Source organism: Sphaerotilus sp., from assembly GCF_041083715.1.
GTDB lineage: Bacteria > Pseudomonadota > Gammaproteobacteria > Burkholderiales > Burkholderiaceae_C > Sphaerotilus.
In genome coordinates this window covers 1-9,884 of sequence record NZ_JBFPGY010000167.1, presented here as the reverse complement: position 1 = coordinate 9,884, position 9,884 = coordinate 1, and the positions used below count along the sequence as shown (strand labels likewise).

Here is a 9,884-nt window from a genome sequence, read left to right as displayed (position 1 = left end):
CGAAGTACAGCACGCGTTCGATGTCGCGCAGCGTCATGTCGAGCACCATGCCCAGACGCGACGGCAGCGACTTCAGGAACCAGATGTGCGCGCAAGGCGCCGCCAGGTCGATGTGACCCATGCGGTCGCGACGCACCTTGGTCTGCGTGACTTCGACGCCGCACTTCTCGCAGATCACGCCGCGGTGCTTCAGGCGCTTGTACTTGCCGCACAGGCACTCGTAGTCCTTGATGGGACCGAAGATCTTGGCGCAGAACAGGCCGTCGCGTTCCGGCTTGAAGGTGCGGTAGTTGATCGTCTCGGGCTTCTTCACCTCGCCGAACGACCACGAGCGGATCTTCTCCGGGCTGGCCAGCCCGATCTTGATCGCGTCGAAGTGTTCATCCGGGGTGAACTGCTTGAAAAGGTCGAGTAATCCCTTCATGCATCTTCTCCTTAGTTGCGCTCGAGCTCGATGTCGATACCGAGCGAACGAATTTCCTTGACCAGCACGTTGAACGATTCCGGCATGCCGGCTTCGATCGAATGCTCACCCTTGACGATGCTCTCGTAGACCTTGGTGCGGCCGTTCACGTCGTCGGACTTGACCGTCAGCATTTCCTGCAGGACATACGCCGCGCCGTAGGCTTCCAGAGCCCAGACTTCCATTTCGCCGAAGCGCTGGCCGCCGAACTGCGCCTTGCCGCCCAGCGGTTGCTGGGTGACGAGCGAGTACGGGCCGGTCGAGCGGGCGTGCATCTTGTCGTCGACCAGGTGGTGCAGCTTGAGCACGTGCATGTAGCCGACCGTGGTCGGACGCTCGAACTGCTCGCCGGTGCGGCCGTCGTACAGGTAGGCCTGCGTGCGCGTCGGGGTCAGGCCCTTCTTCGCCGCGATGTCGTCCGGGTACGCGAGCTTGAGCATCGCGCGGATCTCGGATTCCTTCGCACCATCGAACACCGGGGTCGCGAACGGCACACCGTTGGTGAGGTTGCGCGCCATCTCGACGACTTCCTCGTCGGTCAGCTGGCCGATTTCCTCCGGACGACCGCCGGACTGGTTGTACAGCTCGTCGAAGAACTTGCGCAGCTCGGCCACGCGGGCCTCCTGCTGCAGCATGTCGCCGATGCGCTGGCCAATGCCCTTGCCGGCCCAGCCCAGGTGGACTTCCAGCACCTGACCCACGTTCATCCGCGAAGGCACGCCCAGCGGGTTCAGCACGATGTCGGCAGGGGTGCCGTCGGCCATGTAGGGCATGTCTTCGATCGGGACGATCTTGGACACCACACCCTTGTTGCCGTGGCGGCCGGCCATCTTGTCACCCGGCTGCAGGCGGCGCTTGACGGCCAGGTAGACCTTGACCATCTTCAGCACGCCCGCGGGCAGCTCGTCGCCCTGCGTGAGCTTCTTGCGCTTTTCCTCGAACATCAGGTCGAAGCTGTGGCGCGTCTGCTCCAGCGAGTTCTTGATCGATTCGAGCTGGTTGGCCGCTTCGTCTTCCGCCGGACGGATGTCGAACCAGTGGTACTTCTCGACGTCGGTCAGGTAGGCCTTGTCGATGACCGTGCCCTTGGCGATCTTGCGCGGACCACCGTTGGCGACCTTGCCGGTCAGCAGCTTCTCGATCCGGTCGAACGCGTCGGCCTCGACGATGCGCAGCTGGTCGTTCAGGTCCAGGCGGAAGCGCTTGAGCTCGTCGTCGATGATCTGCTGGGCGCGCTTGTCGCGCTGGATGCCTTCGCGGGTGAAGACCTGCACGTCGATGACGGTGCCCATCGTGCCCTGGTCCACGCGCAGCGAGGTGTCCTTCACGTCGGACGCCTTCTCGCCGAAGATCGCGCGCAGCAGCTTCTCTTCCGGTGTCAGCGTGGTCTCGCCCTTCGGCGTGACCTTGCCGACCAGCACGTCGCCCGGGTTCACTTCGGCGCCCACGTAGACGATGCCGGACTCGTCCAGACGCGACAGCTGCGCTTCGGACAGGTTCGGGATGTCGCGGGTGATGTCCTCAGGCCCGAGCTTCGTGTCACGCGCCATGACCACCAGTTCCTCGATGTGGATCGAGGTGTAGCGGTCTTCGGCGACCACGCGTTCGGAGATCAGGATCGAGTCTTCGAAGTTGTAGCCGTTCCACGGCATGAACGCGACCAGCATGTTCTGACCCAGGGCGAGTTCGCCCAGGTCGGTCGATGCACCGTCCGCGATCACGTCACCAGCGCCAACAAAGTGACCACGGCTGACGATCGGCCGCTGGTGGATGTTGGTGTTCTGGTTCGAGCGGTGGTACTTGATCAGGTTGTAGATGTCGACGCCGACTTCACCGGCCACCGTTTCCGCGTCGTTCACGCGGATCACGATGCGGTTGGTGTCGACGTAGTCCACGATGCCGCCACGGCGTGCCGTCACGACGGTGCCCGAGTCGACCGCCGCCACACGCTCGACGCCCGTGCCCACCAGCGCCTTTTCGGGGCGCAGGGTCGGCACAGCCTGACGCTGCATGTTGGCGCCCATCAGTGCGCGGTTCGCGTCGTCGTGCTCCAGGAAGGGCACGAGCGAAGCCGCCACCGACACGATCTGCGTCGGGGCCACGTCCATGTACTGGATGCGCTCCGGACCGGTCAGGACCGAGTCACCCTTTTCACGCGCCGAGACCAGCTCGTCCGACAGGCGGTTGTCCGCGTCGAGCGAGGCGTTGGCCTGGGCGATGATGTACTTGCCTTCCTCGATGGCCGACAGGTAGTCGATCTGCGTGGAGGCGATGCCGTCCTTGACGCGCCGGTACGGCGTTTCCAGGAAGCCGTACTCGTTCAGCCGTGCGAACAGGGCCAGCGAGTTGATCAGGCCGATGTTCGGGCCTTCCGGCGTTTCGATCGGGCACACGCGGCCGTAGTGGGTCGGGTGCACGTCGCGGACTTCGAAGCCGGCGCGCTCGCGGGTCAGACCGCCCGGGCCCAGGGCGGAGACACGGCGCTTGTGCGTGATCTCCGACAGCGGGTTGGTCTGGTCCATGAACTGCGAGAGCTGCGACGCACCGAAGAACTCCTTCAATGCCGCGGAGATCGGCTTGGAGTTGATCAGGTCGTGCGGCATCAGGGCTTCGGTCTCGGCCTGGCCGAGGCGTTCCTTGACCGCCTTCTCGATGCGGGCGAGGCCCGAGCGGTACTGGTTTTCGGCCAGTTCGCCCACGCAACGCACACGTCGGTTGCCGAGGTGGTCGATGTCGTCCACTTCGCCATTGCCGTTGCGCAGGTCCACGAGGATCTTGACCACGTCGAGGATGTCCTCGTTGGTCAGCGTCATCGGGCCTTCGGAGCCATCGCGGCCCACGCGGGCGTTGAACTTCATGCGGCCCACGCGCGACAGGTCGTATGTGTCGGCCGAGTAGAACAGGCGGTGGAACAACGCTTCGACCGCGTCTTCCGTCGGCGGCTCGCCGGGGCGCATCATGCGGTAGATGGCCACGCGCGCGGCCAGCTGGTCGGCGGTCTCGTCGGCCGCCAGGGTCTGGCTGATGAAGGCGCCCTGGTTCAGCTCGTTGGTGAACAGGCACTGCACGTCGCGGATGCCGGCCGAACGCAGCTTCTTCAGCAGCGTCTCGGTGACTTCCTCGTTCGCCTTCGCCACGATCTCGCCGGTGTCGGCATCGACCATGTTGCGGGCGATGACACGGCCCACCAGGAAGTCTTCCGGCACGCTGATGAACTGCGTCTCGGACGTCGTGATCTGGCGCAGGTGCTTCGCGGTGATCCGCTTGTCCTTCTCGACCACCACGACACCGTTCTTGTCGGTGATGTCGAAACGGGCGATTTCACCCTTCAGACGATCGGCCACGAATTCGAGCTGCGCGCCCGAATCCATCAAGCGGAAATTGTCGAAGTCGAAGAAGTGCGCGAGGATCTGCTCGGGGTTCAGGCCGATGGCCTTGAGCAGGATCGTGACCGGCATCTTGCGGCGGCGGTCGACGCGGAAGAACAGGATGTCCTTCGGATCGAACTCGTAGTCGAGCCACGAGCCGCGGTACGGGATGATCCGCGCCGAGAACAGCAGCTTGCCGGACGAGTGGGTCTTGCCCTTGTCGTGTTCGAAGAAGACACCGGGGGAGCGGTGCAGCTGCGAGACGATGACACGCTCGGTGCCATTGACGATGAAGGAGCCATAGTCGGTCATCAGGGGCACTTCGCCCATGTAGACCTCCTGCTCCTTGATCTCCTTGACCACCTTCGACTGGTTGGTCGAGTTCTCGCGGTCATAGATGATCATCTGCAGGCGCGCCCGCACGGCGGCAGCGAACGTGAGACCACGCTGCTGACACTCGCGCACGTCGAACGGCGGCTTGGCAATGTTGAATTCGAGGAACTTCATCTCCACGAACCCGTTGTGCGAAACAATCGGGAACGCCGAGAGGAAAGCGGCTTGCAAACCTTCTGGTTTGCGCTTCAGCGGGGGTACATCCTTTTGCAGGAAAGCGACGTAGCTGTCCTTCTGCATGGTGAGCAGATAGGGAACGTTCAGCACGCTCGCGCGCTTGCCGAAGCTCTTGCGGATTCGCTTGCGCTCGGTGTAGCTATAGGGGGTTGCTTGCGCCATCAATCACTCCGTGTCGAAGTCCGCCGCCGGGCCAAGGCAGCAGTTCATTCGGCCGAAAATCGGGACGACTGGCACCAGGCCTTGCGCCTGAAGCTTGGTGGCTGGCCACTACCAGCCGCTGGCGGACAACCAGGGCATTGCACCCCGGTCCGACCAAACCGGTTCTCTGCAGTCGGTTCAGAGAACACTTGAAAAAGCCTTCCAGGGTAACCCAGCAGGCTTTTTCAGGTGATCTCCAAGGATTTACCCTCGGAAGCACGAAAAGGCTGGCCCTGTCGGACCAGCCTGGACAGTGATTCAGATGCGCGTCAAGCGCACGCCGAATTACTTGATTTCGGCTTGGGCGCCAGCTTCGACCAGCTTCTTCAGAGCAGCGTCGGCGTCGGCCTTGGCGATGCCTTCCTTGACGTTCTTCGGTGCGCCGTCGACCAGGTCCTTGGCTTCCTTCAGGCCAAGGCCCGTCAGTTCGCGCACGGCCTTGATGACGGAGACCTTGTTGGCACCAGCGGCCAGCAGGACCACGTTGAACTCGGTCTTTTCTTCGACGACAGCCGCAGCAGCAGCACCGCCGCCGCCACCAGCGACAGCGACCGCAGCAGCGGACACGCCAAACTTCGTTTCAACGGCCTTGACCAGGTCGTTCAGTTCCAGGACCGTCATCGTGTCCAGGGCAGCCAGGAATGCGTCTTTGTCGAATGCCATGATGGGCTCCTAATTCAGTGAAATCGAGAAAACAGGGTTGAGACCGGGTCGGACTCAGGCCGCGGCGGCTTCGGCAGCGGGGGCCTCTTCGGCACCGCCAGCCTTTTGCTTCGCCACTTCGGCCATCACGCGCGCAAAGCCGGAGATCGGCGTCTGCAGCAGACCCAGCAGTTGGGCCAGCAGGACTTCCTTGCTCGGCACGTTGGCCAGCGCCTTGACGCCTTCGACGTCCAGCGCCTTGCCACCGTAGGCACCGCCCTTGATGACCAGCTTGTCGTTCGTCTTGGCGAAGTCGGAAACGACCTTCGCGGCTGCCACGGCATCTTCGGAGAAGCCATAGATCAGCGGTCCGACGAACAGGCTCTCAGCGGCCTCAAAAGGTGTTCCGGCAACGGCACGGCGGGCCAGGGTGTTCTTCAGCACGTGAAGATACACACCCTTTTCGCGCGCGACCTTGCGCAGAGCATCCAGATGAGCGACGGTGAGGCCACGGTACTCGGCCACGGTCAAGGTCTGTGACTTCGCCGCCTGGGCGATCACTTCCTCGACAACGGCTGCTTTCTCGTTGCGATTGAGACTCAAGGTCCACTCCTTAAAAAGTGCCCATCACGCGAGCGCGCTCAGGACACACCGGGTTCAGCGACCTTGCCGTTCAGGAGCCCGTGTCGCCACGGACCGGACCCTTGCGGCGGGTACGCCATCTGCGCTGGCCGGATGGGGTCGGGCCGAAACCCGAACCTCGCCGATTAAGCGCTGACCCCCCCTGTGACCAGGGAGGGCAGTTCGCCAGCGGTCTTCGATGACCTGCAGTGGCCATGGCTTGTCGCCCTGGCCGCTTCAGCCCACCAAATGTTGTCGAAGCGACGGTGCCAGACTCGCACCGTGCCCGGGCTCCCGCCACGCCATGCGCGCGACGGAGCCATGGTCTGTCGATCAGTTCTGGCTGGTGCCCATGCCTGCGGTGACGCTGGCGATGTCCACGCGGACACCCACGCCCATCGTCGACGAGACGGCGACCTTGCGCAGGTAGACACCCTTGCTCGATGCCGGCTTGGCCTTGTTCAGTGCATCCAGCAGCGCTTGCAGGTTGCCCTTGAGCTTGCCGTCTTCGAACGAACGGCGACCGATGGTGCCGTGGATGATGCCGCCCTTGTCGACGCGGAACTGGACCTGGCCAGCCTTGGCGTTGCGCACCGCGGTGACGACGTCAGCGGTCACGGTGCCGACCTTCGGGTTCGGCATCAGGCCGCGCGGGCCAAGGATCTGGCCCAGCTGACCGACCACGCGCATCGCGTCAGGCGAGGCGATGACCACGTCGAAGTTGATGTTGCCGGCCTTGACTTCAGCAGCCAGATCGTCCATGCCGACCACGTCCGCGCCAGCGGCACGGGCTTCGTCCGCCTTGGCACCCTGGGTGAACACGGCCACGCGCTTGGTCTTGCCGGTGCCGTTGGGCATCACGACGGCGCCACGCACCACCTGGTCCGACTTCTTGGCATCCACGCCCAGTTGCACGGCCACGTCGATGGATTCATCGAACTTGGCGTTGGCACATTCCTTCAGCAGGCCCAGCGCATCGTCGATCGGATACAGCTTGGTCGTCTCGATCTTGCCTTGCAGCGCCTTTTGACGCTTTGTCAGCTTTGCCATGATCAGACCCCTTCCACGTTGATGCCCATCGAACGGGCCGAGCCGGCGATGGTCTTGACAGCGGCGTCCAGATTGGCAGCCGTCAGATCCTTGACCTTGATCTTCGCGATCTCTTCCAGCTGCGCACGGGTCAGCTTGCCGACCTTGTCGAGGTGCGGACGGGCCGAGCCACGTTCAATCTTGGCAGCCTTCTTCAGGAGGGCCGTTGCTGGCGGGCTCTTGATGACGAAGGTGAATGACTTGTCGGCGAAGGCGGTGATGACCACCGGCAGCTTCATGCCGATCTCGAAGCCCTGCTGCGTCTGTGCGTTGAACGCCTTGCAGAACTCCATGATGTTCAGACCGCGCTGACCGAGAGCGGGACCGATCGGGGGCGAAGGATTGGCCTTGCCCGCCGGAACTTGCAGCTTGATGAAGCCGACGATTTTCTTTGCCATGATGGCTCCTCGAGTTCAAGCGCCTGCCACTGGAGCAGGCTCCTCGTCATGTGAGATATGCGGGCACACCATGCGCCCGCCACCCGATCCGACGCGGTGAAGCGTCAGACTTTCTCGACCTGGTGAAAGTCGAGTTCCACCGGCGTCGCACGACCGAAGATCGTGACGGACACCCGCATCTTGTTCTTGTCGTAGTTGACGTCTTCGATGGCACCGTTGAAGTCGGTGAACGGGCCATCCTTGACGCGCACGACCTCGCCGACCACCCACTCCACCTTCGGACGCGGCTTTTCGGTGCCTTCCTGCATCTGGGTCACGATCTTCATGACCTCGTCTTCCGAGATCGGCGACGGACGGTTCTTGGCGCCCCCGACAAAACCGGTGACCTTGCTGGTGTTCTTGACCAGATGCCAGGACTCGTCGTCCATCACCATCTCGACCAGCACATAGCCGGGAAAGAAACGACGCTCGGTGACCGACTTCTTGCCGTTCTTCATCTCGACCACTTCTTCGGTCGGGACCAGGATGCGACCGAACTTGGCCTGCATGCCGGAACGGTCAATGCGCTCGCGCAGATTGCGCTCCACGGCTTTTTCCATGCCCGAATAGGCATGCACCACGTACCAGCGCATCGGCACGGCAACGGGAGAGGTGGACTGGATATCGCTCATCTTGAAACCTTGCTTTTACAGCGTCACACCCGCGATCAGCGCTTCCAGCCGAGGATCAGGTCATACAGAACCCACTCGAGGGTCTTGTCAGTCATCCACAGGAACAACGCCATGACCACGACGAAGGCAAAGACGTAGCCCGTCATCTGCCCCGCTTCCTTGCGGGTCGGCCAGACAACCTTGTAGAACTCCTTGACCGACTCCCGGCCATAGGCGATCAACGCCTTGCCCGGTTCGGACCCGAAGAATGCAGCCACAGCGCCACCCAGCAGCAGCAGCAGCACGGCCCACTGGGCGTAAGGCCCCTGCGCAGAAAGCAGATAGAACGCCACCAAGCCACCAAGCAGCAGCAGCCCAGAAGCAATCAGCCGGGTCTTGTCAGCATTGGTGGAAACAGTTTCGACTTGCGGAGCGGTCATCACATTCACTTCGTTCGGGGGTGGGCGAATCACAGCCATTGCACTGCGCGCCATCATCGAGACCCACGAGCAGAAAAGCCCGCCAGGGCGTCGACACGTCCCGCGGGCTGCCGGTCAGGCAACAAATCTCGATGGCTTTTCAGCGATCGGATTTGGCAGGGGCAGAGGGAATCGAACCCCCAACCTTCGGTTTTGGAGACCGACGCTCTGCCAATTGAGCTATGCCCCTGCGGTCTGACTGGTGAGTTTACGTTAATTCAGGCGATGATCTTGGCGACGACGCCGGCGCCGACGGTGCGACCGCCTTCACGGATGGCGAAGCGCAGACCTTCTTCCATGGCGATCGGGGCGATCAGCTTGACGGTGATCGACACGTTGTCGCCGGGCATGACCATTTCCTTGCCTTCGGGCAGGGAGATCGAGCCGGTCACGTCCGTCGTGCGGAAGTAGAACTGCGGGCGGTAGTTGGCGAAGAACGGCGTGTGGCGGCCGCCTTCGTCCTTGCTCAGCACGTAGATCTCACCCGTGAAGTCGGTGTGCGGCTTGATGGTGCCCGGCTTGCACAGCACCTGGCCGCGCTGCACGTCTTCGCGCTTGGTGCCACGCAGCAGGATGCCGACGTTGTCGCCCGCTTGACCCTGGTCCAGCAGCTTGCGGAACATTTCCACGCCGGTGCAGGTGGTCACTTGCGTGTCCTTCAGGCCCACGATCTCGATCGGCTCGCCGACCTTGACGATGCCGCGCTCGATGCGGCCGGTCACCACGGTGCCGCGGCCCGAGATCGAGAACACGTCTTCCACGGGCATCAGGAAGGCACCGTCCACCAGGCGCTTCGGCTCGGGGATGTAGGTGTCCAGCGCATCCGCCAGCTTCATGATGGCTTGCTCGCCCAGCGGGCCGGTGTCGCCTTCGAGGGCCAGCTTGGCCGAGCCCTTGATGATCGGGGTGTCGTCGCCGGGGAAGTCGTACTTGGACAGCAGCTCGCGCACTTCCATCTCGACCAGCTCCAGCAGCTCCTCGTCGTCCACCATGTCGGCCTTGTTCAGGAACACGATGATGTAGGGCACGCCCACCTGACGCGACAGCAGGATGTGCTCGCGGGTCTGGGGCATCGGGCCGTCGGCGGCCGAGCACACCAGGATCGCGCCGTCCATCTGGGCGGCGCCGGTGATCATGTTCTTGACGTAGTCGGCGTGTCCCGGGCAGTCGACGTGCGCGTAGTGGCGGTTCTCCGTCTCGTACTCGACGTGCGCGGTGTTGATGGTGATGCCGCGGGCCTTTTCTTCCGGTGCCGCGTCGATCTGGTCATACGCCTTGGCGGTGCCGCCAAACTTCTTCGACAGCACGGTCGTGATCGCCGCCGTCAGCGTCGTCTTGCCGTGGTCCACGTGACCGATGGTGCCGACGTTGACGTGCGGCTTGGTACGGACAAACTTTTCCTT

General features: G+C 63.1%; 8 protein-coding genes, 1 tRNA gene and 1 pseudogene. All 10 read right to left on the bottom strand.

Features of this window, described 5'->3' with window-relative positions; all coding sequences use genetic code 11:
• Nucleotides 1–424 (bottom strand): annotated as a pseudogene (locus AB3X43_RS07545) (DNA-directed RNA polymerase subunit beta'); the annotation flags it as partial.
• An 11-nt stretch (nucleotides 425–435) separates the two neighbouring features.
• The gene (gene rpoB / locus AB3X43_RS07540) at nucleotides 436–4,563 is read right to left on the bottom strand and encodes a DNA-directed RNA polymerase subunit beta (RefSeq protein ID WP_369429240.1); all 4,128 of its coding nucleotides are present in this window, start codon (nucleotides 4,561–4,563) and stop codon (nucleotides 436–438) included.
• A gap of 324 nt (nucleotides 4,564–4,887) precedes the next feature.
• Complete coding sequence (gene rplL, locus AB3X43_RS07535; RefSeq protein WP_369429239.1) at nucleotides 4,888–5,265, bottom strand: 50S ribosomal protein L7/L12; 378 nt, start codon at nucleotides 5,263–5,265, stop codon at nucleotides 4,888–4,890.
• Between the two features lie 54 nt (nucleotides 5,266–5,319).
• Nucleotides 5,320–5,847 (bottom strand): 50S ribosomal protein L10, encoded by a 528-nt coding sequence (rplJ, locus tag AB3X43_RS07530; protein WP_369429238.1) that lies wholly within the window; start codon nucleotides 5,845–5,847, stop codon nucleotides 5,320–5,322.
• A 351-nt stretch (nucleotides 5,848–6,198) separates the two neighbouring features.
• Nucleotides 6,199–6,915: a 50S ribosomal protein L1 gene (gene rplA, locus AB3X43_RS07525; RefSeq protein ID WP_369429237.1), complete on the bottom strand. Its 717-nt coding sequence runs from the start codon at nucleotides 6,913–6,915 to the stop codon at nucleotides 6,199–6,201.
• A gap of 2 nt (nucleotides 6,916–6,917) precedes the next feature.
• Nucleotides 6,918–7,352 (bottom strand): 50S ribosomal protein L11, encoded by a 435-nt coding sequence (rplK, locus tag AB3X43_RS07520; protein WP_369429236.1) that lies wholly within the window; start codon nucleotides 7,350–7,352, stop codon nucleotides 6,918–6,920.
• Nucleotides 7,353–7,456: 104 nt separating this feature from the next.
• On the bottom strand, nucleotides 7,457–8,023 hold the full coding sequence (nusG, locus tag AB3X43_RS07515) for a transcription termination/antitermination protein NusG (RefSeq protein ID WP_369429235.1): 567 nt from the start codon (nucleotides 8,021–8,023) through the stop codon (nucleotides 7,457–7,459).
• A gap of 35 nt (nucleotides 8,024–8,058) precedes the next feature.
• On the bottom strand, nucleotides 8,059–8,442 hold the full coding sequence (gene secE / locus AB3X43_RS07510) for a preprotein translocase subunit SecE (protein WP_369429234.1): 384 nt from the start codon (nucleotides 8,440–8,442) through the stop codon (nucleotides 8,059–8,061).
• A gap of 153 nt (nucleotides 8,443–8,595) precedes the next feature.
• Nucleotides 8,596–8,671 (bottom strand) — tRNA-Trp (locus AB3X43_RS07505).
• Between the two features lie 28 nt (nucleotides 8,672–8,699).
• Nucleotides 8,700–9,884 (bottom strand): elongation factor Tu (gene tuf, locus AB3X43_RS07500; protein WP_369429233.1); only part of this gene is annotated, 1,185 nt, incomplete at its 5' end.